A 22114-nucleotide genomic window follows, 5' to 3' on the forward strand; every position below is an offset into this window, starting at 1 on the left:
AGCGCCTACAGGACCGTGGCAGCGCCTAACCCAGTACACCCGTTCCAGCTACCTGGTTCAATGCGACGACACATAAATCGACGCCGCAGCCGGCGGTGGCAAGGCGAAGGACTGTTGCATACGGATGACTTCATCGCTGGGCGTCAGGCCGAACAGGCGCTTGAATTCGCGGCTGAACTGCGATGGGCTTTCGTAGCCGACCTGTAGCGAAGCGGTAGAGACGTTGAGGCCATTGCGCAGCATCAGCAGCCGTGCCTGATGCAGGCGGGTGGATTTCAGATACTGCATGGGCGACGTCTGGGTGACGTTCTTGAAGTGACTGTGGAAGCTCGGCACGCTCATGTTCACTTCCCGGGCCAGTTGCTCCACGTCCAGCGCCTCACCCAGGCAGGTGTGGATCTTGCGGATCGCCCGGGAGATCTTGCCGAACTGGCCCTGACGACCCAAGGCCGCGCGCAGCGAACCGCCCTGAGCGCCGGTCAGCACCCGGTAGTAAATCTCCCGCACCAGCGCCGGACCCAGCACCCGGCTTTCCACTTGCGAGCCCAATACTTCCAGCAGGCGCAGCACCGACTGCTCCAGCGGCTTCTCCATGGGCGAGGCATACAGGCCCTTGGGCTCGTAATGTTCATCGCCGCCTTGTTCGCTCAGCGCCAACAGCACCTCGGCGGCCACGGTGAAATCCAGATGCAGGTAGATGGCAAGCAGTGGTTCTTCGGCGCTGGCCTCGGTTTCCATGGTGAAGGGCACAGGCACGGCCACGGCCAGATAATGCCGGGCGTCATAGACCAGCAGCTCGTCACCCCAATAACCGCGTTTACGGCCCTGGCAGACGATGACGATGCCGGGGTCGTAGAGCACCGGGGTGCGACTCAGGGGGCGATTGGAGCGCAGTAGGCGCACATCCGCCAGGGGCGTGAGGTTGTAGCCCTCGACGGGAGCGAGCTGTTGCAGCAATGCCACCATCTGGCGGGAAAGGTGCGGGTCGTCGGCGAATCGGTCAGTCATGGATCTCACACCGGGCAGCGGTAAAGACCCCGAATCTGCGCGCGACCCGCACAAAACACAACCCGCCTCAGAGGATCAGGCAAGGATGTCAGAGTCTCAGCGGTCGGCGACGCCGAAATCCAGCAGGACTTTCATCGCCTGGCTCTTGTCCGCCGCCAGTTCGAAGGCCCTGACCGCTTCGCCGAAGGGCACCGAGTGGGAAATCACCGGCCGCACATCGATGACCCGACGATTGAGCAAGTCCACGGCCTGGGCGAATTCCGGGTGGAAGCGGAAGGTGCCGCGCAGGTCCAGCTCCTTGCCGACGATCAGGTTCAGCGGCAGCGCAACATCGCCGCCCAGGCCGACGGTCACCACCACGCCGCGCGGGGCGACGCATTGCAGGCCGTCATGCAGGGCCTTGGCGCTGCCGGACACTTCGAACATTACGTCGAAATAGCCTTTCTGCGCCGTGTAGCCCTGCAGGGCCTGCGGATTCGTCGCCAGGTTATGGGTGCTGCTGGCACCCATGCGGGTGGCGCAGGCCAGGGCCGAGTCGCTGAGGTCGGCGGCCACGATCTCGGCAGCGCCGGCAGCGCGCAGGCTGCCGATCAACAGATTGCCGATAGGGCCGCAGCCGGTGACCAGTACTTTCCTGCCGAACACCCCGCCAGCGCGGGCAATGGCGTGCAGGCCCACCGACAGCGGCTCGGCCATGGCACCTTCACCGAGGCTCAGGCCATCGGCGAGAATATGCGCCTGGCTGGCATCGATCATCAGGCTTTGGCGAAACGCGCCCTGGATATGCGGGAACGGCATGGCGCTGCCGTAGAAGCGCATATTCAGGCAATGATTAGGCTGGCCCAGATGGCAGAAGCGGCAACCGCCACACGGGCGCGAGGGCGACACGGCAATGGCCTGGCCGACCTTGAAAGGGCTGTCGGCATCACCCACGGCATCGATCACTGCCGAGATTTCGTGGCCCAGGACCATGGGCTCGCGCAGGCGCACGGTGCCGAAACCACCGTGCTGATAGTAGTGCAGATCCGAACCGCAGATCCCGCCACGGGCGACACGCACCCGCAGTTGGCCGGGAGCGGGCAGGGCAGACTCATCTTGCGCTTCAACCCGCAGATCTTTGGCTGCGTGGCAAACAATTGCGTTCATGACTGACTCCGAAGATCACAGTGAGGCGGTGATGCCGCCGTCGACATAGAGAATATGGCCGTTGACGAAACTGGCCGCGTCCGAGGCGAGGAACACGGCGGCGCCCGCCAGTTCTTCGACATCGCCCCAGCGGCGGCTGGGAGTGTGCTGGACCAGCCAACTGCTGAAATCAGGGTTGGCGACCAGCGCGGCATTGAGTTCGGTCTTGAAGTAGCCGGGGCCGATGCCGTTGACGTTCAGGCCATGAGGACCCCAGTCCACGGCCATGCCCTTGGTCAACATTTTCAGTGCGCCCTTGCTCGCCGTGTAGGGGGCGATGCCGGGGCGGGCCAGTTCGCTCTGCACCGAACAGATATTAATGATGCGCCCGCGCTGGCGATTGATCATGTAGCGAGCTACGGCCTGGCCGACCAGAAAGGCGCTGTCCAGGTTGGTGCGCATCAGTTCGCTCCAGTGCACCTCGCTGAATTCCTCCAACGGGCCACGGCGCTGCATGCCAGCGTTATTGACCAGAATCTCGATGGGGCCGAGCTTCTTTTCGATATCGGCGACGGCGTGGCGGATGGTATCGGTATCGGTGACGTCGAAAATCCGCGTGTGCACCTCAAGGCCTTCACCACGTAATACTTCGGCAGCGGCTTCGAGGGTTTGTGCAGTGCGGCCGTTGAGCACCACTCGGGCGCCGGCCTGGGCCAGACCACGGGCGATGGCCAGGCCGATACCGGCGCTGGAGCCGGTGATCAGGGCCAGTCGGCCGTCGAGGCGAAAGCGCTCGCTAACATTGGACATGCAGTGATCTCCTGAGAAGAGCCATGCAGGCTCGAGTGCCGCCCAGTTCAGCCTAGTTTCAGGCTCACGGCCAATGTTCATTGATGATAGGGTGATCACGGATTTTGATAACCAATGATGGGTGACCATGGAGCTCAAGCATTTACGCGCCTTTATCATGCTCGCCGAGGAGCTGCATTTCAGTCGTGCGGCGCAGCGTCTGGCCGTTGTCCAGCCCGCGTTGAGCATGCAGATCAAGGCCCTGGAGCAGGAGTTGGGCGTGCGCTTGCTTGAGCGCAATCGCCACTCCGTCAGTCTGACTGAGGCGGGCAGGGTGTTTCTCCCGGAAGCGCGGGCGACGCTGCATCAGGCCGCCCATGCCGCCGACATGGCCCGGGCGTCCGGGCGTGGGGAGATTGGCCGGGTGCGCCTGGGGTTTGTCTCCTCGGTATTGCCAGAGTTATTGCCGACGCTGATCCGCAGCGTACATGAGCGCTTCCCGCGTATTGAACTGCAACTCAAGGACATGCCCGGCCCGGATCAGGCCGCAGCGCTGCAGGAAGGCCAGCTGGATTTCGGCTTGATGCGCCTGCCTGCTGCCTATACCGGGATTCAGACCCGCGTGGTGCTGCATGAGTCCTTTGTGCTGGCCCTGCCTGTCGGGCATCCGTTGGCGGCGCGGGAGCGTTTGTTTGCCGTCGACCTGCAAGCCCTACCGATTCTGGTGCTGGGGCGGCGTTATGCGCCGGGTTTCTACGACGAGTTGATGCAGGCCCTGCGTGCACAGGGCGTGGTGTTGCCGATGACCTCGGAACTGGGCGAATTCACCACCATGCTGGCACTGGTTGCCGCCGGTTTGGGCGTTGGCCTGTTGCCTGCTCATGCCGCCCTGGCGGTGCCGCCCAACGTGGTTGCCCGCCCGTTGGCGCTGGGCGATCACCGCGCTGCGACGGGGCTGGCCTGGGCCGGGCTGGATACGGCGGTCAAGGTGACGTTGTTCGAGTTGATGCGGGAGTTGTTTTTTCAGCCGAGCCCGTAACAACACAACCCCTGAGTTGGAATGATTTGTGGGAGCAAGTTTGCTTGCGAAGGCAATGTCTCAGCCGCAGAACATATATCGACTTCACCGGCCTCTTCGCAGGCAAGCCTGCTCCCACGGGGCCAGTGTTTTCAATTCAGGGGTTGATCTGTAATAGCGGGTCAATCCTGCTTCCCCGCCCGCCGCGACGTCTGCCGTGGCTTGAGGTCATCCAGGGCTGCCGCATTGATCCGCGCCCAGTCGTAGATCATCTCGATGGGTTCGATCATGCGCTGGCCCAGGGGCGAGAGGCTATAGTCGACCCCTGGCGGTACGGTGTCGTGCACCTGGCGCAGGATCAGGCCACTGGCCTCCAGTTCACGCAGCGTCTGGGTGAGCATTTTTTTCGAAATGCCCGGCAGGCTGCGATGCAGTACGCCGGTGCGGGCCACGCCGCCGTGGCGGGCATGCAGGGTGTGCAGGATCATGCTGGTCCACTTGGTGGCAAACAGTTCCAGTACGCGGCGCGGGGCGCAGTCTTCGAGCCAGTGTTCTTCGGGTGTTCCGGGATGCATGTGGGTCTGGTTACCTTTTGGTGCCTTCTTGGCCTGATGTGAAAGGGCCTTTATGGTGCGCCCTGAATTCGTTGGGAGGCAAATCATGTCGAATATTGCATTGGTAGTGGGCGCCAGCGGCGTCGTCGGGCGGGCAATCAGCGCGCTGTTGGTTGAGCAGGGCTGGACCGTAGCCGGTCTGGCTCGGCATCCTCAGGTCGAAGCATCGGTGATTCCGGTAGCGGCTGATCTTAATGATCCGCAGTCCCTGCGCCAGGCATTGGCCGATATCGCACCGACGCATCTGTTTCTCGCCACTTGGTCGCGCCAGGCTACAGAGGCGGAAAATATTCGGGTCAATGCGGCGATGGTGAAGAACGTTCTCGACGCCCTGCGGCCCAAAGCCAGCCTGCGCCATGTCGCGCTGGTCACCGGTTTGAAGCACTACCTGGGGCCGTTCGAAGCTTACGGCAAAGGTACGTTGCCGCAGACGCCGTTCCGCGAAGAGCAGGGCCGTCTGGACGTGGAAAATTTCTATTACGCCCAAGAGGACCAGGTATTCGCCGCCGCCGAGCGCGACGGCTTTACCTGGAGCGTGCATCGCCCACACACCATTACCGGTGTCGCCGTGGGCAATGCCATGAATATGGCCACGACCCTGGCCGTGCACGCCTCGATCTGCCGCGCCACCGGTCGGCAGTTCCGCTTCCCTGGTTCTGCCGCGCAGTGGAACAGTCTTACCGATATGACCGATGCCCGCCAACTGGCCAAGCAACTGCTGTGGGCCTCGACCACCCCGGCCGCCGCCAATCAGGCGTTCAATATCGTCAACGGTGATGTCTTTCGCTGGAGCTGGATGTGGGGGCGAATCGCCAACTGGTTCGGCATCGAGGCGGCACCGTTCGACGGTCAGATCCAGCCGCTGGAGCCGCAAATGGCCAATGATCAGCCGATCTGGGACGGGCTGGTAGCCCAACACGGCTTGCTCGAGCCGAAGCTGGAGCGGCTGACCTCGCCTTGGCATACCGATGCCGACCTGGGCCGTCCTATTGAAGTGGTCACGGACATGTCCAAGAGCCGCAAGCTGGGGTTCCTCGACTATCAGGCCAGCGACGAGGCGTTCTTCGAGGTGTTTGCCACTCTGCGCGCGCAACGGCTGATTCCCTGAGGTTTTCAACTGCGACGGAGGCGTTGCAGGGAGCGACGCTGACGTCGACTAATGTCGCGCAGGCATGCAGACTGGTGGGCAAATGCCTTCTTCGTGGCTTATCCAACGAAATGTGCATAAGCCTTTATCCAGCTGCGGTGCGACATGAACTCACAGGATCACCCAAAACCAACGGCCCCTGATCGCGACAAAATTTCCAGTGCCTTGCTGGGCGGCGGGTGCGAACCGGATCCGCGCTTCACTCTGGCCAACGAACGCACGTTCCTGGCCTGGATCCGAACCGCCCTGGCGCTGATGGCGGGTGGCATTGCCGTTGAAGCCTTTACCGCAGAGGTCTTCGACCCTGGGCTGCGCAAGGCCGTGGCCCTGACCTTGTTGGTCCTGGCCCTGCTGCTCAGTGCCAGCGCCTGCGTACGCTGGCTGCGGGTCGAACGCGCCATGCGTCAGCGCAAACCCCTGCCGTTGCCGTTGCTGGTGCCGATCCTGTCCTTGGGCGGGGCACTTGTGGCGGCGGGGCTGATCGCTTTCCTGACTTATCGCGCCTCGTGAACCGTCGCGCAGCGCCTGAGCTCATCGCCCATAACGACCCTGGCCTGCAACCGGAGCGTACCCTGCTGGCCTGGCGTCGGACCTTGATGACCCTGGTGGTGGCCTGCACACTGTTCCTGCGCTGGATTCCTCGGTTCGGCATTCTTGCGGTGCTGCCCATAGTCGTTGCGCTGATATTGAGCCTGGGCATTCAGCTGGGCCTGCGCTGGCGCTATCGACGCAGCATTACCGGCATCCGCAATGAGCACCTGTCGGCACCGCTGCTGGAGATTGTGTTGCTGGGGGCGGGGGTTGGCGGGCTGAGTCTGTATGGGATTTATGCGGTGGCGTTTTTTTAACAGTTGCGTGCAAATCTATGGATTAACTCAATCCTGTGGGACCGGCTTCAGCCGGGAAATACGCCTTCCCGGCTGAAGCCGGTCCCACAGATTGATACCAGGACTCAACAGAACCGATCAACAAACCGCACGTCTTTCTGGCCTTGAGTCTGGTGCCATTCGGATTTCAGGGTGTGCAGGACACGGCCCATGAAGTCGCGATCGGCGGCGGCCTTCTTGCCGACGTAGCCATGGCCACGGCGGTAAGTGCGCAGGCGCGCGCGCATCTTCGGGTGCACGCTGCCCGAATCGCTGGCCAGCGAGCTTGGCGCTACCGGGTCGATATGCACGCGGCCTTCCTCGCAAATCCACAGAACGTGATCGTCCAGGGTGTCTTTGTGTGCCGCGAAGAGTTGTGCCAGTTCGTCGATGGTTGGTTGATTGTTCAGATTGATCATGGTCTTGCCCCTTGTTTACGGATTGAGTGGATACGTGGCGCCTTAATGGCGCAGAACCGGGCCTTGGACATTACATGTAGCCGGGGTAGGCGGCTGCTACACAACGCTTGTGCCAGTGGTTCCGTTTCTTCAATCTGCCTTGTGGGCAGCACCTTTGCAGAAGCAGGCGGACGGCTCGTCGGCCTGCTGGTTCCTGTACTTTCGAGCCCCGATCGGGGGCCGTCGGCGATTTCTGTAGTGGAGTTTTCAGTGACTACATAGTCACGCCTGGCACTCAGCAGTAACGGTCGAGGATGCGAACCTCGGACTGCTTTTGTGCTTCCGGCCATTCGCTTTGCAGGGTGCGCAATACGCGGCCCATGAACTCGTGGTCAGCGGCGGCCTTCTTGCCGACGTAGCCCTTGCCCCGACGGTAGGTGCGCAGACGGGCACGCATGCGCGGATGAACCCGCTCCAGCTCGGTTTCGTCGGTGTTCGGTGCCAGACGGTCGATGTGAATGCCGCCTTCCTCGCAGACCCAGAGAACGTGATCGTCCAGGGTGTCTTTCTGCTTGGCGAACAGTTGAGCGAGTTCGTCGACGGTCGGTTGGTTGTTCAGATTCAGTTCCATGTTCATGCCCCTTTACCACTCGTTGAATTGATTCGTGGCGCTGCAAATTGAGACGACACGTAGTTGCTTGTCGAGGGCAGAAGACGGATTGAACATTCGCCGATGTAGTGCACTGGTTTTGTGACTACAGGGTTCTGTCAGGCAAAGGCGAGGGTTGGCGGCGGGTGACACGGAGGGGTCAGCCACAAGCGTCTTGAGGACGTTTCGCCAGCTATTCTCGTCGTTGCAGACGGTTCAGGCCGGTTCTGCTTCATCAATCTGCCTTGTGGGCAGTACAAATTCCCGGTAGTGACCTGACAGCTCGTCGAAGTCACTGGTGATGCTCTTTTCAATGCTTCCGGTGGGGAAGACGTCTGCATCATGCAAGGGGAACGAAGCGTCGTCAATAGATTTGTAGTGAAATATTTCAAGCACTACATTTTTTTACAAAAGACACTTTCTTCTGCACAGGAAGTATCAACGCAGGCTGCAAAGCGCCAGGGCAAGCCCGACTCGCGAACAATGCCTTGATCCGGTTTTCAGGCCACCTCCACCTGATTCCTTCCGCCACGCTTGGCCCGGTACATGGCGCTGTCGGCGTCCTTGACCAGTTGTTCCGGAGTGCGCGGGTCCTTGTTGCCGAACATTGACAAGCCGATGCTGGCCTGGACATGTACGGTATTGCCGCGCAAATTCAGCGGCGCGCTGATGGCGATGCGTAGCTTGTCGGCAACGCTGCGGGCGTGGTCCAGGGATTCGGCATGGTCGAGCAGCACGGTGAATTCGTCCCCGGCCAGGCGAAACACTGCGTCGCTGCCGCGCAGGTTCTCGATCAGGCGCTGGGAGACAGTCTTGAGCAGTTCGTCGCCGATGTCATGGCCGAACACATCGTTGACCGCCTTGAACCCGTCCAGGTCAATGAACAGCAGAGCCAGCGAGCGCTTGTCTCCCCGCGCGGCAATGATCGCCTTTGGCAGGGTTTCCATCATCGCGCGGCGGTTGAGCAGGCCAGTGAGGGCGTCCTGCAAGGCCTCGCGTTCGCGTTTGACCTCTTTGAGCTTGCGTTCCGAAATCTCGTGCAGGAAGGCGTTGAACAGGGTTTTGTTCTCCACATGGATGGCATTGATATGCACCTCCACCGGAATGGTGCTGCCGTCCTTGCGTTGCGCTGGAAACTCCAGGCGCCGCCCCAGTTGCTGGGCATCGCGGCTGGTCATGTAACGTTGGATACCTTCGCGCAGGGGTTGATAGCTGCCCTGAGGGCTAAGCATGCTGTCGATCTGCCCGCCGATGGCTTCACTGCGCGCCCAGCCGAAGGTCTGCTCGGCCTTGCGGTTCCAGGCGGTGACGATGCCTTTTTCATCCATGCACACATAGGCATCGTTGGTGTGTTCGAGCACGGCGCGCAGCTCGGCTTCGCGCTGGCGCAGGTCGCGGGTGCGTTCGTTGACCCGCTGTTCCAGTTGCTGGGTAATCTCTTCCCGGGCCCGTTCCGCTTCCTTGCGTGCCTGAATGTCGTTGATGACGGCCAGGTAGTAATCGGGCCTGCCGTTTTCATCGACATACTGGGTCACGGTCATGTGCACCCAGACAATACTGTGATCGTGGCGGATATAACGCTTTTCCAGTTCGTAGCGATCAATCTCGCCGGCGTTCAGGCGTTGGAGATTGGAGAGGTCCAGTTCAAGGTCTTCGGCGACCGTTATGTCCTGGAAGGTCAGGCCACTGATCTGTTCATCGGTGTAGCCAATGATGCCCTTGAACGCTTTATTGAGCTTCAGCCAGCCGCCATCCGGGGCGACCAGGGCCATACCGGAACCGGCCTGCTCGAAGACTTCCTGAAATTTGCGCTCGGCAGCCTTGATCTGCCTATCCGAGACGCGCAACTGGCTGCGTGACAGTAAGGCCGCCTCGCGTAGTTGGAATTCTCGACTGACGATCTGCGCCAGATCTTCAAGAATCTGCGCGTGCTCGACACTCAGAGTGCGCGGGCGCGAATCGATGGCGCACAGGGTGCCCATGGCATAGCCGTCGTTGGTACGCAGGGGGGCGCCGGCATAGAAGCGAATCTGCGGCTCGCCGGTCACCAGCAGGTTATCGGAGAAGCGTTCATCACGGGTGGCGTCTTCGACCACCATGGTTTCGCTGCAACGGATCGCGTGGTCGCAAAAGGCAAGCTCGCGCGGCGTTTCGCGCACGCTCAGTCCGACGGCGGATTTGAACCACTGGCGATCGGTATCGATCAGGGAAACAAGGGCTATGGGCACGTCCAGGGTCTGAGCCAGCAAACGGGTGATACGGTCGAAGACCGGTTCGGGATCGGTGTCGAGCAGATTGAGTGCGTGCAATAGCCTGATACGTGTGGACTCCGCCGTGTTCGCTGGGGGTGCAAGCATGAAATTGTCCCTTTGGCCGAAGGCTGACTGGCAAAAGTACGCGATCTCAATCGTTCTGCGGGCAAGGGCCCAGGCGGATCGACACTGTACGTACGACATGGCGCGCGATGACGCCGACAAGCCCTGAAAATAATAGACCTTTTGTCACGAAATGTAGCCGGTGAAGCGGTATTCGCCAGTGTGACCTGTCAGTCGGTACGTGAGCACAGAGACAAAAATCTTCTAGGTAAAATTGTTTTGAAACGTTACGTTATCAACGTTCGACAGCAAGGATGCCGCTCAAGACAGCAGTCATCAGGGTTACAAGCATCCTTCATGCCGTTCTGATTATCCTGACTTAAACCATAAGAAGAGATCGACTCATGAAGTTCGAGCCCCTTGCCCGCTCGTTGATCGCGACGGCACTTATCCTTGCCTATTCCTCCTCTCAAGCGGCCTCCGTAGCCCCGGTTGCCGGTGAAAACGGCATGGTGGTCACCGCTCAGCATCTGGCCACCCATGTCGGTGTCGATGTGCTCAAGTCCGGTGGTAATGCCGTCGACGCCGCTGTAGCAGTGGGGTATGCCCTGGCCGTGGTCTATCCGGCAGCGGGCAACCTCGGTGGCGGTGGTTTCATGACCATCCAGCTGGCTGACGGACGCAAGACATTCCTCGACTTTCGCGAAAAGGCCCCGCTGGCTGCGACCGCCAATATGTACTTGGACAAGGACGGCAACGTGGTGCCGAACCTGAGTGCCAAGGGCCACCTGGCCGTGGGCGTGCCGGGTACGGTGTCGGGCATGGAAATGGCGCTGAGCAAGTACGGCACGAAAAAACGCGCCGAGGTCATAGCCCCGGCCATCCAACTGGCCGAAAAGGGTTTTGCTCTGGAGCAGGGTGACGTCGACCTGCTGTCCACCGCCACTGAAGAGTTCCGCAAGGACAGCAAGGATTCCGGCGCGATTTTCCTGAACAAGGGCGAGCCGATGCAGGTCGGGCAGAAACTGGTGCAGAAAGACCTGGCCAAGACCCTGCGGGAAATTTCCGCGAAAGGCAGTGACGGTTTCTACAAGGGCTGGGTAGCCAAGGCCATTGTCGACTCCAGTCAGGCCGGTAAGGGCATCATTACCCAAGCCGATCTGGACCACTACAAGACCCGTGAACTGGCGCCTATCGAATGCGATTATCGCGGCTACCATGTGGTTTCGGCACCACCACCGAGCTCTGGCGGAGTAATCATTTGCGAAATCATGAACATCCTCGAAGGCTATCCGATGCCGGACCTGGGCTTCCGTTCGGCCCAGGGCACGCACTACCAGATCGAGGCCATGCGCCACGCCTATGTCGACCGCAACAGTTACCTGGGGGACCCGGACTTCGTCAAAAACCCCGTCAGCCATCTGCTGGACAAGGACTACGCAGAGAAACTGCGCGCCGCGATCGATCCGCAGAAAGCCGGGATTTCCAGCGAAATCAAGCCGGGCGTTTCGCCCCATGAAGGCAATAACACCACTCATTACTCCATCGTCGACAAGTGGGGCAACGCGGTATCGGTGACCTACACCCTAAACGACTGGTTCGGTGCCGGGGTCATGGCCAGCAAGACCGGGGTGATCCTCAATGACGAAATGGACGACTTCACCGTCAAGGTCGGTGTGCCGAATATGTACGGCCTGGTCCAGGGTGAAGCCAATGCCATCGCGCCGGGCAAGACGCCACTGTCGTCCATGAGCCCGACCATCGTGACCAAGGATGGCAAGGCCGTGATGGTCGTCGGCACGCCGGGCGGCAGCCGTATCATTACCGCGACTCTGCTGACCATGCTTAACGTGATCGACTATGGCATGACCATCCAGGAGGCCGTCGATGCGCCGCGCTTCCACCAGCAATGGATGCCGGACTCGACCAACCTGGAACCGTATGCCCTCAGCCCGGACACCAAAAAGCTTATGGAGAGCTGGGGCCACAAGTTCGCCGGGGCACAACCTGCCAACCATCTGGCGGCGATTCTGGTCGGCGCACCGTCCCTGGGTGGCAAGCCGGTGGGTAACAACCGCTTCTATGGCGCCAACGATCCACGGCGCAATACCGGGCTTTCGTTGGGGTATTGATCGGTAAGCCGCAGGCGCGGCTTTATCAATCACAGCAATTCAAGTTGGAATGATTTGTGGGAGCAAGCTTGCTTGCGAAAGGGCCAGTACATTCGATACGTTTTTATCGTCTGGCAGACTGTCTTCGCGGGCAAGCCCGCTCACACACGTTGCGCCCATATCGGAATCGCCTACTGTTTCGCCGCACGCCAGGCGCTGACAATTGCCAGCCCTGGCGCGACGCTGAACAGTGCGAACAACCAGAAGGCCGCATTCGCCGTGCATTCGATACCCCCCGGCGTATTCAAACCGCCCAGATTGACGATCATCCCGGCCAGGGCAGAGCCCAGGGCCGTGGTGAACAACTGCACCGTGGTGATGGACGAGGCGGCAGTGTCCTGATCATGCTCCGAGGCCACTACAAGAATCCGCGTCAGTAGATGCGGCCAGCCCAGGCCGATGCCAAAGCCCACCAAAAACTGCCCTGACCCCACCGCCGCCAGTATTGCCCAGGCGCCCTGGCCGTGCAGTGGTACGCTGAACAGCAGCATCAGCATGCCGATCAACACCAGTATCGGGCCGTTGATAATGGCCAGGCGAATGCCTCGACCCTGCCATCCTGAACTCATGATTTCCGCGACCGTCCAGCCCGCCGCCATCAATGCCGCCAGATAGCCGGACAGCAGCGGCGTCTGACCGTGCAGGTGTTGCAGGAAATAGGGAATGAAGGTTTCGCTGGTCATGCCGATGACCAGCAGGCCGACGCAGGTATACAAGGGAAACAACGCCGAATCGGGACGCAGTGCACCTTTTGGCAGCAGGCGCGAAGGGCGCGTGCGCTCCAGATGTACCAGCCAGGCGATCAGCACGGCCGCGACCAAAATGCCGGTGATATTCCAGGTGCTGTCATCGGCCAGACTGCCGGCGCTGACCGCCATTACCGAGGCTGCCAACAAGACCAACTGCGGTAACGGCAGCGCGCTCGGCGCTTTCTCGCTGCGGGGACGGGAGGGCAGGATCATCCAGACGAACAGCAGATAAATCAGCGTCAGCGGCACCAATATCCCAAACGCAGCGCGCCATGCATTGAGTTCGGCGAAGATCCCGCCGATGGCCGGGCCTAGCAGGGTGGCCACCCCCCACATGGCAGAGACCAGGGCCATCGCTCTGGGCCAGAGCTTTTCGTCGAAGACGGCCTGGATCATCGAGTAACCCAGGGCAAACAGAAAGCCGCCGCCGAAGCCTTGCAAGGTCCGGCCGGCCAACATGCTGGGCATGTTCGGCGCCAGTGCACAGATCAGGCTGCCGCTGGCGAACAGCAGCGCTGCCAGGCAATAGGCATTTTTTGCACCGTGGCGGCTGAGCACCTTGCCGCTCAGGGCCGCACCGAGGATCGAGGCGACGACGAACAAGGTGGTGTTCCAGGCATACAGGCCCAGCCCGCCGATCTCTCCGACCACTGAGGGCAATACCGTAGTGGCGATATAGATGTTGATTGCATGCAATGCCACGCCCCCGGACAGAGCAATGGAGCAGGCCGCATTGCGCCCGGACAATAAATCTCCCCAACTGGCTTGTGCGTGTACGGTGGACATGACGCCTCCTTGAGTGCATGAGCCCCGCGCAATTGCTATCCCGTGCGCGATGCTTTATCTTTTTAACAAGCAATTTCTTTTTTTATTTAGGCTGGGCGGGCTGATATTTGTCAAGTAATCACTTGTTAAATCCGGAGGAGGCGCAATCCACCGCCGATCGGTTGCTGCACCTGCTCAAGATGCGCGGGCCGCAACAGGCGGTGGATGCCGGGGGCGTGTTGGGCATGACCGCCGAGGCGGCGCGCCAGCAACTGGTCAAGCTGGTGTCGGCGGGGCTGGTCGAATCGTTTTCCCAGACGCGAGGGGTCGGTCGCCCGGCGCAGCTCTGGCAACTGACCGCCAAGGGGCATGGGCGCTTTCCCGATGGTCACGGCGGCCTCACCGTGCAGCTGCTTGATGCCGTGCGCGAGACCTTTGGCGAACAGGCCATTGACCGCTTGATCAGTGTGCGTGAAGAGCAGAGTCGCGATGCCTATCGCCGGGAACTGGCCAAGGCGTCTGACTTGCCAGGGCGGGTCGAGTTGTTGGCGCAGATTCGCAGTCGGGAAGGCTATATGGCGGACTTCAGCGCCCTGGGTGACGGTTCGTTCCTGCTGGTGGAAAATCACTGTCCGATCTGCGCGGCGGCGACCACCTGCCAGGGTTTTTGTCGTTCGGAACTACAGACCTTCGAACAGGTGCTGGAGGCGCGGGTGGAGCGCACCGAGCACTTGCTGCAGGGCGCGCGGCGGTGTGCGTATCTGATTACGCCTTTGTAATTTGTAAACCCGTAAGAGAATTGTCTGTGGGACCGGCTTTAGCCGGGAATACGCCTTCCCGGCTAAAGCCGGTCCCACATTTGTTCGCTAATCCTGAGGGACGCCATTCAGCGGGGCCTACGCGGCCGCGAAATCACTGACTCGATATTCTTGCGTCCTATCAGCTTGGGCTGCGCCGGTTCCGGTTCGCCCAGCCATTTGTACATCACCAGGCAATCCACCAGCCCCAATTGGGCATGTCGATAGGCCCGTGGCAGGCGGCCGACGATCTCGAAACCGAGTTTCTGCCACAGGGCGACCGCCACTTCATTGCTCGCCACCACCGAATTGAACTGCATCGCCAGGAAACCGCTGTCTCGCGCCAGTTGCTGGGAGTGTTCACACATCAGCCGTGCCACGCCCTGGCCTCGAGCCGCCTCGCTGACCATATAGCCGCAGTTGCTGACATGGCTGCCCGGCCCTGCGGCGTTGGCCTTGAGGTAATAGCTGCCAAGCAATCGGCCTTGTTCATCTTCGGCCACCCAAGTGTGCAACGGCAGATCCATCCATAGCTGGCGAGCCTGTTCCTGATTCAGTTGCGGATCGTAGGCGTAGGTCTGCTGTGCGCTGGCCACGGCATGAAAGGTCGGCCAGAAGCGCTCGAAATCATCGAAGGTCATGGGGCGGATCTGAATCATGGCGGTCCTTGGGCGGTGGATATGCGGTGGGCCGCAGTCTATCCAATGGAAGGTGTAAAGCGGTAACAAATAACCTGTTGAATGCCCTGCGGGCTGTGCCCGAAGGGGGCACGAGGCGCCGTTATAAAAGGCTTTCAGCGTCTCAGGGACGACTCCGTGCTGTCGAGGACGCGACGCCGCAGCACAGGGATTCAATGCGCGCTTGGGAGCGGTATGAGACTTGCTAGCAGCAAGTGGGCAACACCACATTTATCGAAGTCGGGTGCATTCTGATGACTATACGAAACAAACTGATTGCGGCATTTATCGCAATAACCATCATCCCGATTCTGATCATCACTCTCTTCGTTTCCAGGATGGTGATGGAGCGTGAACAGGCCTACTTCGACGAAAGCAGCGGCAAGCAGATGGCCGAGGTCGACAACGGCTTCAATGTCTTCTTGAGCGGTGTCGCCGAGAATGCCATGGCGATGTCGGAAAGTGCATTGCTCAAAAGCGTGGACGGCACCATGCCCAACTACATGAGCATCGGCCAGGCCTCCCAGTTGCAGGAACCCACCACCGGCAAGGCCGGTGAGGTCTATGCCAACTTCACTCAGGTCGGCAAGGCGCATCCGGCCTATGCCTACGTCTATATGGGTAGCAGCCAGGGCGGCTACCTGCAATATCCGGCCAGCACCATCAAGGCCAACTACGACCCGCGCACCCGCGGCTGGTTTACCACGGGCATGTCCGGCAATGGCAAACCGGTGCGTACGGCGGCATATTTCTTCCCGGAAGATGACGCCACCATCATCTCCACCGTACAGCGTTTCACCGATGCTACCGGCGGTTATGGCGTGATTGGCCTGGACGTGTCGCTCAAGCAACTGACCGAATCGGTCAAGCGCGTGCACTTCGGCCAGAGCGGTTACCTGATGCTGGTCGAAGACACCGGCAACGTATTGGCTGACCCCAGCGACCCAGCGCATAACTTCAAGATGCTCGACAGTCTTGGCGACGGCTACAAGCAACTGGCCGGGCTGACTTCGGGCCGCACTGAAGTGACGCTCAACGGCAAGCAATACACCGCCAACGTCTATCACTCCGAGCGCCTGGGCTGGAAATACATCGGCCTGATCGAGTCTTCCGAAGTCGCCGCCAAGGCCAAGAGCATCGCCCTGATGATCATGGGCATGGGCATCGTGCTGATTCTGGTCTTCGTGGCCCTGGGCTGGACCCTGGCCAATAAGCTGATCGCACCGATCAATCAGACTTCCCGCAGCCTGAAAGACATCGCCAGCGGCGAGGGCGACCTGACCCGGCGCCTGGACACCAGTGGCAAGGATGAAACCGCTGTGCTGGCCGAAGGTTTCAACGCCTTCATGGCGCGAATCCAGATGCTGATCCGCGATATTCGCTCCTCCAGCCAGAGTGTCGAACAAAGCGCCGGCAGCATCGGCCAGCAGGCCACGACGCTGGATAACGCTGCGCAGCGTCAGGCCCAGGCAGTGGACATGCTGTCCACCGCTTTCCACGAAATGGTCGCCACCGCCAACGAAGTTGCGCAGAACTGCAGCAATGCGGCCGCTGCGGCGAAGGAGGGCGAGGATCAGGCCGGTGTCGGGCAGAAAGTCATTGCCTTGATGATCAAGCAGGTCGAGCAACTGGGGCAGCGCATCCAGACGGCTTCCGGCTCCATCGAGGGCCTGGCCAAGGACACCCACGCCATCAACGACATCCTCGGCACCATCAAGGGCATTGCCGAACAGACCAACCTGCTGGCGCTCAACGCTGCCATCGAAGCCGCTCGGGCCGGGGATCAGGGCCGTGGCTTTGCGGTGGTTGCCGACGAAGTGCGGGCCCTGGCCAAGCGCACCAGTGACTCCACCGAGCAGATCAACTCGTTGTTGACCCAACTGGTGGACAGCACCCGCAGCGTGACCCAGGAAATGCAGGAAAGCCTGGTGCAGTCCAATGCCTCCGTGGCCTACACCGCCCAGGTGGAAGCGGCGTTTGCCGGGGTGCACAGCGCGGTGACGGTGATCAAGGACATGAACATGCAGATCGCCACTGCCGCCGAAGAGCAGCACCAGGTGGCTGAGGACATCAACCGCCATATCGTCGGTATCAGCAGTGATGCCGGCAAGGTAGCCGAGGTGGTGGGGGCGACCAAGACCGTTTCGCACTCGCTGGTAACGGTGTCCGAGGAACTCAGCGGGTTTGTCGGGCGGTTCAAGATCTGAGGCAGCAGGGCCGGTCGCCGGACCGGCACCGATATTGATCGATATCCGGCCCTGACATCGAACACACGGCCGGGTCTGACATCGACTGTAGGACCGGCTTTAGCCGGGAGAGCGTCATAACATCCGGCAGAGTTGTATCGGACGTATTGGCACCTCCCGGCTAAAGCCGGTCCTACGGCCACACCTACAGCGTTTCGTACGCCAACAACCTCTCTACCGTAGCCACCAAATCCTCCACCAGTACCGGCTTTTGCAGCAACGGTGCCGTGGCGCCGATCTTGTCGCGTACTGAGTCCAGGTCGGCATCGCCGGTCATGAATACGATCGGCAAGCCAGGCATGACCTCATGGAGCATGCGCGCCAGGTCCGCACCGCTGAAGCCTTGCATGGCGTAGTCGGTCACCACCAGATCCGGGACACACTGCTCAATGACCTGCATGGCGGCGCTGCTGGTACTGGCCGTGGAGACATCGTAGCCACTGTCAGCCAGCAGCTCGCCCAGGCTGTTGCGAATCAACAGATCGTCGTCCACCAGCAGGATATGCGCGTGGGCCTTGATATTGGCTGGTTGGGCGGGATCGGATTCGGCGCTGATCAGGGTCGGCTCGTCGTCGACTACCTTGAGCAGCAGTTGCAGCGTCGTGCCTTTGCCCGGCTCGCTGTGTACCCGCGCGATACCCCCGGCCTTGAGGGCAAAGCCATAGACCTGCGCCAGGCCCAGGCCGGTGCCTTTGCCATCCTTTTTGGTTGTGAAAAAGGGCTCGAAGACCCGCGCCGCCACTTCTGCGTTCATGCCTGGGCCGCTGTCACTGACGGACAGCTCCAGATAGCGGCCGTCCGGCAGCTCCGCGTCGCCCCTGAGATTCAGGGCGTGCGTGGATACGCGGATCTGGCCGACATTACCCATGGCGTCGCGGGCGTTGATCAGCAGGTTGAGCATCGCCGCTTCCAGTTGCGTGGCGTCACACAGCACCTTGAGCGGAATCGGGTATAACACGAAGTCCAGCTGCACCTCGGGGCCGAGCACGCGGCAGAGCAGGTCGCGCATGCCGTCGATGCGCGTGCCGATGTCCAGTACTTGCGGGGCGGGCGCTGCGTCGCGGGAGAACGCCAGCAGATGGCCAATCAGGCTGGCACCTTTTGCCACCGCCTGCAGGCCCATGGCCGCCCAGCGCAGAACGTCGTCCGGCTGGCGGGATTTGCGTTCGATCAACTGGAAACTGACGCTGATCGATTGCAGCAGGTTGTTGAAGTCGTGGGCGATGCCGCTGGTCAATTGGCCGACCGAGGCCACGCGCTGTTTTTGCCGCAAGGGTGCATTCTGGTGCTCGCCATCGGCCAGGGCTTCGATGATCTGGCGGCTGAGCACGCGGGTCTGTTCAGCCTGTTGCTCGTTGAGCAGGCGCAGTTGCACCAGCGCCGCCGTTTGCCGGGCCAATGCCTGCAATGCTTTGTACTGCACGTCGGACAGGGTGCGCGGCACGGTATCGATGACGCAGACGGTGCCCAGGGCATGACCGCCCTCGGTGATGATCGGCGCACCGGCATAGAAGCGGATAAACGGCGGCCCCAGCACCAGCGGGCTTTCCTCAAAGCGTGGGTCCTGGGTGGCGTCTTCGACGATCAGCAGGCTGTCTGGTTCGAGGATGGCATGGGCGCAGAACGCCAGATCGCGATGGGTTTCGGCGACATCCAGGCCGATGCAGGCCTTGAACCACTGGCGTTCGCGGTCGACCAGCGAGACCAGGGCAATCGGCACCTCGCACAGGGCGGTGGCCAGTTGCACGATATCGTCGAAAGCCTGCTCATGCGCGCTGTCGAGAATCTCGAAATGTTCGAGGGCATCAATGCGACGGGCTTCGTCCAAGGGAAACGGCGCTGGGCGATGAGGCATGAAAAGACCCTGATTACATGAATAGATAAACGCTATAGCGCCAGGGCGGTCTAGAGCGATGATTTCATTACGATATCACTGTCAGGCTGCTGTCTTGCAATACCGCGATGCCCGTCAATGCGCGTTAACTGACGCGCGGTGACCGTAATCGTTCCTAGAGCCTGTTGACGAGGGCTGTACGGCGATGCACTTGATCTCCACCAACAGGCCCGGATGGGCCAGTTCGCTGACGCCGATCGAGGTCCAGGCACACAGCCCTCTGGGGAACAGGCGGTTCTTGACCTCGCGAAACACCACCATGTGCTGGCTCATGGCTACATGGTAGGTGGTCATCTCCACCACATCCTCGAAGGTGCAGCCTGCAGCGGCCAGCACTTCACGCAGATTTTCCCAGCAGGCGACGAATTGCGCCTCGGGTTCGGCGATCACTTCCAGCGCCGCTGTACGCCCGACCTGGCCGGCGCAGTAGATCGTCTTGCCGATCCTGACCGCAGGCGCGTAACCGGCGCGTTCGACGATGGGTTGCATGGATGGCGGGACGATGATTTCACGCTCTGACATGGGGCGGCCTCAGCAAAACCGGGAAGAAAAGGGCGCGCAGCATAGCCGGTTACGCGATATGCGGCAGCGCGGTCAATGAACCTGAAACGATTTGTATGGTCTGTCAGTGTGCGGATTGATCGGGTGGCGTGCCGACCCGGTCAGCCGTCAGGGAGGATTTTCAGCGTACTTCCCTGCACAAACAGCCAGCTAGTGAAGGTGGCTCTATCGTCAATCGGCCCGGGTTTCGGCGCCTTGTGTACTTTTTATTGAAGATCACCATGCCTATGTCTCGTCACCGTTCTCGACTTTTTTCCCGTATTTCCAGCCAATCGTGGCGCGTGCTTGGCATCTGCCTGCTGACCACCTTCGGCGCCAGTGCAGCCCAGGCCGCCACTAACGAACGTTGGGTCAGTGACACCCTCAGCACATACGTACGCAGCGGACCGACCGATGGCTATCGCATCGTCGGCACCCTCAAGTCCGGGCAGAAGGTTGATCTGATAAGCACCCAGGGCGATTACAGCCAGGTTCGCGGCGAAGGCGGCGGCACCGTGTGGATTCCCAACGCAGACCTGCAGGACGTCCCCGGCCAGGCCGAGCGCCTGCCGCAACTGACCCAGAAAGTCGCTGACCTGACCGGCCAGCTCGACAATATCGATAGCACCTGGAAGACCCGGGTGCAGGGCATGCAGGAAACCATGGACTCGCGCAAAGCCATGATCGATGACCTGGAGAATCGCACCAAGGCCCTCAATGATCAATTGAGTGCCGCCCAGTCGGAACTGCGCTCCACCCAGGCCAAACTGGGGGACGAGAACAACCAGGTGTTGATGCGCTATATGGTCTACGGTGGCTCGATCGCCGGTGGGGGGCTGTTGCTGGGGCTGATCCTTCCGGCGCTGACCCGTGGGCGCAAGCGCAAGGATGGTTGGGCCTGAGTTCGCAATAGCTGCATTATCGGTGGTGGGACCGGCTTTAGCCGGGAAGGGGCTGGTACAGCCGACGCATTTCTTTGATCATAAATGACGCCTTCCCGGCTGAAGCCGGTCCCACCTATATCATTTCAAGTCAGGCCACTGCATTCTTTGGTTGGGACCGAGGCGTCAGGCCTGCAACCCTTGGCTGGCCTGCCGGGCATGATGAGGGCGGTGTTCTGCTTCCTGCTCCAGCAGATGATGGGCGAGGATGTCGTTGAGAAAGCGGAACTGGTCGTTCAGGCCGATCACCGCATTGTTGAAATGCAGCGAGGCCGAGGACATCAGGAAGTCATCGAAGCGGTCGTCCACCACCAAGGCTGACTTGCGGTTATAGACGACGTGCTGGGAATAGTAGTTTCTGCCGAAGCTGGGGAACGAGACGTGCAAAGAGAGGGTTTGAGGCATATCGAATACTCCGGGCCAGTCATTCAAACAGTTTGATAAGGCTTACGCGCGCTGTGGGCCGTGGTCGTGCTCATCTTCATGGGCGTTGTCGGCGTTGCTCAGCGGGCTGAACAGAATCAGGGAAAACACGTAACCGGTCAGGGCTGTCAGTGTCAGGCAAGTCAGTAGATGTACCAGCATGGTCAGGCTCCTCGATTACGTGTGATGTTGGAATAGATAGTACGCTCACGAACTTTCGGCGGAAGGGCGCTCCTGCCGATGTTAAGTATCGACAGGATCGATGGGGCGAAGTTGCACGCAATTGCCTGTATCAGAATGTCGTTTGGCTGGCGTTCAGCAAGTTCACAAAGGGCCCGTTCAGGGTCTGATTATGGTGTTCGATAATCGCCCGGGCCGAGAGCGTCGGGGTGTCCATGCAGGTGTGGGCATCCGCCACCAGCACTGCCTGGAAACCCAGGTCCCGGGCCTGCCGGCAGGTGCTGTCGACGCAGTACTGGGTTTTCATCCCGCAAATCACCACTTCAGTGACTGCCGCCTCGACAAGCCGCTCGGCAAGCCCGGTACCCTGAAAGCAACTGGGGCGGCTCTTGTCGATAAAGATATCCACCCTGGCATCGATCTCCAGGCCTGGCACCAGTTGCCAGAACGGGCTGCCTGCGGCAATTGGCGAGCCGTCGGAGCCGGTATGGCGTACCAGAATCACCGGGCAGCCCGCCTGCCGCGCGTTACGGGCCAGGGTATTGATGTTGGCGAGGATGCGCTCACCTTCGAAAGGCTGCTCGGCGCCGTGGAACAGGCCGACCTGCATATCGATGACCAGCAGGGCGCGGCGGGGGGCGGATACGGACATGTGGATCTCCTTTTCATGAACCAGTCCGGACGGCGCACAAAAAAAAGGCCCCGTCCATTGCTGGCGGGGCCTTGGGTAATACGTTTGTTCAGCTCACGTACACACCGGCGGCCCGCCAGGGGCGGTCGTGGTGGTAGTGGTCGAGGTAAA

Annotated in this window: 22 protein-coding genes; 8 read left to right on the forward strand and 14 right to left on the reverse strand. The window is 60.8% G+C overall.

Annotated features, from left to right (window positions below; all coding sequences use genetic code 11):
* Window positions 1-57: 57 nt before the first annotated feature.
* From AC1Z24_RS13005 to AC1Z24_RS13015, 3 genes are all read right to left on the reverse strand, one after another.
* Window positions 58-1008 carry an AraC family transcriptional regulator gene (locus AC1Z24_RS13005; RefSeq protein ID WP_483745979.1) on the reverse strand — a complete coding sequence of 317 codons (951 nt, stop codon included), beginning with the start codon at window positions 1006-1008 and terminating at the stop codon, window positions 58-60.
* Window positions 1009-1104: 96 nt separating this feature from the next.
* Window positions 1105-2154: an L-idonate 5-dehydrogenase gene (locus AC1Z24_RS13010; protein WP_483745980.1), complete on the reverse strand. Its 1050-nt coding sequence runs from the start codon at window positions 2152-2154 to the stop codon at window positions 1105-1107.
* Window positions 2155-2169: 15 nt separating this feature from the next.
* On the reverse strand, window positions 2170-2943 hold the full coding sequence (locus AC1Z24_RS13015; protein ID WP_483745981.1) for a glucose 1-dehydrogenase: 774 nt from the start codon (window positions 2941-2943) through the stop codon (window positions 2170-2172).
* Between the two features lie 127 nt (window positions 2944-3070).
* Here AC1Z24_RS13015 and AC1Z24_RS13020 point away from each other — a divergent pair, with 127 nt between their 5' ends.
* On the forward strand, window positions 3071-3961 hold the full coding sequence (locus AC1Z24_RS13020; RefSeq protein WP_483745982.1) for a LysR family transcriptional regulator: 891 nt from the start codon (window positions 3071-3073) through the stop codon (window positions 3959-3961).
* Window positions 3962-4122: 161 nt separating this feature from the next.
* On the opposite strand, the gene AC1Z24_RS13025 is transcribed toward AC1Z24_RS13020, so the two are convergent.
* On the reverse strand, window positions 4123-4515 hold the full coding sequence (locus AC1Z24_RS13025; protein ID WP_483745983.1) for a winged helix-turn-helix transcriptional regulator: 393 nt from the start codon (window positions 4513-4515) through the stop codon (window positions 4123-4125).
* An 85-nt stretch (window positions 4516-4600) separates the two neighbouring features.
* Here AC1Z24_RS13025 and AC1Z24_RS13030 point away from each other — a divergent pair, with 85 nt between their 5' ends.
* The 3 genes from AC1Z24_RS13030 (at window position 4601) to AC1Z24_RS13040 (ending at window position 6549) form a co-directional block, all read left to right on the forward strand.
* Window positions 4601-5662: an SDR family oxidoreductase gene (locus tag AC1Z24_RS13030; protein ID WP_483745984.1), complete on the forward strand. Its 1062-nt coding sequence runs from the start codon at window positions 4601-4603 to the stop codon at window positions 5660-5662.
* A gap of 144 nt (window positions 5663-5806) precedes the next feature.
* On the forward strand, window positions 5807-6211 hold the full coding sequence (locus AC1Z24_RS13035; protein WP_259110326.1) for a YidH family protein: 405 nt from the start codon (window positions 5807-5809) through the stop codon (window positions 6209-6211).
* Window positions 6208-6549 carry a DUF202 domain-containing protein gene (locus tag AC1Z24_RS13040; protein ID WP_483745985.1) on the forward strand — a complete coding sequence of 114 codons (342 nt, stop codon included), beginning with the start codon at window positions 6208-6210 and terminating at the stop codon, window positions 6547-6549. The genes AC1Z24_RS13035 and AC1Z24_RS13040 overlap by 4 nt, the downstream gene beginning before the upstream one ends.
* 104 nt (window positions 6550-6653) lie before the next feature.
* On the opposite strand, the gene AC1Z24_RS13045 is transcribed toward AC1Z24_RS13040, so the two are convergent.
* From AC1Z24_RS13045 to AC1Z24_RS13055, 3 genes are all read right to left on the reverse strand, one after another.
* Window positions 6654-6983: a hypothetical protein gene (locus tag AC1Z24_RS13045; RefSeq protein ID WP_483746612.1), complete on the reverse strand. Its 330-nt coding sequence runs from the start codon at window positions 6981-6983 to the stop codon at window positions 6654-6656.
* Between the two features lie 277 nt (window positions 6984-7260).
* Window positions 7261-7596, reverse strand: a complete 336-nt coding sequence (locus tag AC1Z24_RS13050; protein WP_259110321.1) for a hypothetical protein — start codon at window positions 7594-7596, stop codon at window positions 7261-7263.
* A gap of 518 nt (window positions 7597-8114) precedes the next feature.
* Window positions 8115-9971, reverse strand: coding sequence for a PAS domain S-box protein (locus AC1Z24_RS13055; protein ID WP_483745986.1), 1857 nt, complete (start codon window positions 9969-9971; stop codon window positions 8115-8117).
* Window positions 9972-10333: 362 nt separating this feature from the next.
* Between AC1Z24_RS13055 and ggt the strand changes: the two genes are divergently transcribed.
* Window positions 10334-12061, forward strand: a complete 1728-nt coding sequence (gene ggt, locus AC1Z24_RS13060; RefSeq protein ID WP_483745987.1) for a gamma-glutamyltransferase — start codon at window positions 10334-10336, stop codon at window positions 12059-12061.
* A 170-nt stretch (window positions 12062-12231) separates the two neighbouring features.
* On the opposite strand, the gene AC1Z24_RS13065 is transcribed toward ggt, so the two are convergent.
* Window positions 12232-13635 carry an MFS transporter gene (locus AC1Z24_RS13065; protein ID WP_483745988.1) on the reverse strand — a complete coding sequence of 468 codons (1404 nt, stop codon included), beginning with the start codon at window positions 13633-13635 and terminating at the stop codon, window positions 12232-12234.
* Between the two features lie 122 nt (window positions 13636-13757).
* Here AC1Z24_RS13065 and AC1Z24_RS13070 point away from each other — a divergent pair, with 122 nt between their 5' ends.
* Complete coding sequence (locus tag AC1Z24_RS13070) at window positions 13758-14393, forward strand: helix-turn-helix transcriptional regulator (RefSeq protein ID WP_483745989.1); 636 nt, start codon at window positions 13758-13760, stop codon at window positions 14391-14393.
* A gap of 107 nt (window positions 14394-14500) precedes the next feature.
* On the opposite strand, the gene AC1Z24_RS13075 is transcribed toward AC1Z24_RS13070, so the two are convergent.
* A complete protein-coding gene (locus AC1Z24_RS13075; protein WP_483745990.1) occupies window positions 14501-15070 on the reverse strand; it encodes an N-acetyltransferase family protein in 570 nt (189 codons plus the stop codon).
* A 521-nt stretch (window positions 15071-15591) separates the two neighbouring features.
* On the opposite strand from AC1Z24_RS13075, the gene AC1Z24_RS13080 reads away from it, so the two are divergent.
* Window positions 15592-17295 (forward strand): methyl-accepting chemotaxis protein, encoded by a 1704-nt coding sequence (locus AC1Z24_RS13080; RefSeq protein WP_483746613.1) that lies wholly within the window; start codon window positions 15592-15594, stop codon window positions 17293-17295.
* Between the two features lie 184 nt (window positions 17296-17479).
* On the opposite strand, the gene AC1Z24_RS13085 is transcribed toward AC1Z24_RS13080, so the two are convergent.
* Both AC1Z24_RS13085 and AC1Z24_RS13090 read right to left on the reverse strand, forming a co-directional pair.
* Window positions 17480-19189, reverse strand: a complete 1710-nt coding sequence (locus tag AC1Z24_RS13085; protein ID WP_483745991.1) for an ATP-binding protein — start codon at window positions 19187-19189, stop codon at window positions 17480-17482.
* 114 nt (window positions 19190-19303) lie between these two features.
* Window positions 19304-19750: a RidA family protein gene (locus AC1Z24_RS13090; protein ID WP_483745992.1), complete on the reverse strand. Its 447-nt coding sequence runs from the start codon at window positions 19748-19750 to the stop codon at window positions 19304-19306.
* A 266-nt stretch (window positions 19751-20016) separates the two neighbouring features.
* Here AC1Z24_RS13090 and AC1Z24_RS13095 point away from each other — a divergent pair, with 266 nt between their 5' ends.
* Entirely contained in the window at window positions 20017-20670 is a 654-nt protein-coding gene (locus AC1Z24_RS13095; protein ID WP_483746614.1) for a TIGR04211 family SH3 domain-containing protein, read from the forward strand.
* A 165-nt stretch (window positions 20671-20835) separates the two neighbouring features.
* Here AC1Z24_RS13095 and AC1Z24_RS13100 read toward each other — a convergent pair whose 3' ends face one another.
* The 3 genes from AC1Z24_RS13100 to AC1Z24_RS13110 form a co-directional block, all read right to left on the reverse strand.
* A complete protein-coding gene (locus AC1Z24_RS13100; protein ID WP_483745993.1) occupies window positions 20836-21114 on the reverse strand; it encodes a hypothetical protein in 279 nt (92 codons plus the stop codon).
* A 42-nt stretch (window positions 21115-21156) separates the two neighbouring features.
* Entirely contained in the window at window positions 21157-21294 is a 138-nt protein-coding gene (locus tag AC1Z24_RS13105; RefSeq protein WP_259110300.1) for a hypothetical protein, read from the reverse strand.
* A gap of 130 nt (window positions 21295-21424) precedes the next feature.
* A complete protein-coding gene (locus tag AC1Z24_RS13110; protein WP_483745994.1) occupies window positions 21425-21964 on the reverse strand; it encodes a cysteine hydrolase family protein in 540 nt (179 codons plus the stop codon).
* Window positions 21965-22114: the final 150 nt, after the last annotated feature.

The organism is Pseudomonas sp. JL23 (assembly GCF_056933585.1).

Coding starts and splice junctions, on each gene's coding strand:
- AC1Z24_RS13005 (WP_483745979.1), bottom strand. CDS start 1,008: ATGACTGACCGATTCGCCGACGACCCGCACCTTTCCCGCCAGATGGTG.
- AC1Z24_RS13010 (WP_483745980.1), bottom strand. CDS start 2,154: ATGAACGCAATTGTTTGCCACGCAGCCAAAGATCTGCGGGTTGAAGCG.
- AC1Z24_RS13015 (WP_483745981.1), bottom strand. CDS start 2,943: ATGTCCAATGTTAGCGAGCGCTTTCGCCTCGACGGCCGACTGGCCCTG.
- AC1Z24_RS13020 (WP_483745982.1), top strand. CDS start 3,071: ATGGAGCTCAAGCATTTACGCGCCTTTATCATGCTCGCCGAGGAGCTG.
- AC1Z24_RS13025 (WP_483745983.1), bottom strand. CDS start 4,515: ATGCATCCCGGAACACCCGAAGAACACTGGCTCGAAGACTGCGCCCCG.
- AC1Z24_RS13030 (WP_483745984.1), top strand. CDS start 4,601: ATGTCGAATATTGCATTGGTAGTGGGCGCCAGCGGCGTCGTCGGGCGG.
- AC1Z24_RS13035 (WP_259110326.1), top strand. CDS start 5,807: ATGAACTCACAGGATCACCCAAAACCAACGGCCCCTGATCGCGACAAA.
- AC1Z24_RS13050 (WP_259110321.1), bottom strand. CDS start 7,596: ATGGAACTGAATCTGAACAACCAACCGACCGTCGACGAACTCGCTCAA.
- AC1Z24_RS13055 (WP_483745986.1), bottom strand. CDS start 9,971: ATGCTTGCACCCCCAGCGAACACGGCGGAGTCCACACGTATCAGGCTA.
- ggt (WP_483745987.1), top strand. CDS start 10,334: ATGAAGTTCGAGCCCCTTGCCCGCTCGTTGATCGCGACGGCACTTATC.
- AC1Z24_RS13065 (WP_483745988.1), bottom strand. CDS start 13,635: ATGTCCACCGTACACGCACAAGCCAGTTGGGGAGATTTATTGTCCGGG.
- AC1Z24_RS13075 (WP_483745990.1), bottom strand. CDS start 15,070: ATGATTCAGATCCGCCCCATGACCTTCGATGATTTCGAGCGCTTCTGG.
- AC1Z24_RS13080 (WP_483746613.1), top strand. CDS start 15,592: ATGAGCATCGGCCAGGCCTCCCAGTTGCAGGAACCCACCACCGGCAAG.
- AC1Z24_RS13085 (WP_483745991.1), bottom strand. CDS start 19,189: ATGCCTCATCGCCCAGCGCCGTTTCCCTTGGACGAAGCCCGTCGCATT.
- AC1Z24_RS13090 (WP_483745992.1), bottom strand. CDS start 19,750: ATGTCAGAGCGTGAAATCATCGTCCCGCCATCCATGCAACCCATCGTC.
- AC1Z24_RS13095 (WP_483746614.1), top strand. CDS start 20,017: ATGTCTCGTCACCGTTCTCGACTTTTTTCCCGTATTTCCAGCCAATCG.
- AC1Z24_RS13100 (WP_483745993.1), bottom strand. CDS start 21,114: ATGCCTCAAACCCTCTCTTTGCACGTCTCGTTCCCCAGCTTCGGCAGA.
- AC1Z24_RS13105 (WP_259110300.1), bottom strand. CDS start 21,294: ATGCTGGTACATCTACTGACTTGCCTGACACTGACAGCCCTGACCGGT.
- AC1Z24_RS13110 (WP_483745994.1), bottom strand. CDS start 21,964: ATGTCCGTATCCGCCCCCCGCCGCGCCCTGCTGGTCATCGATATGCAG.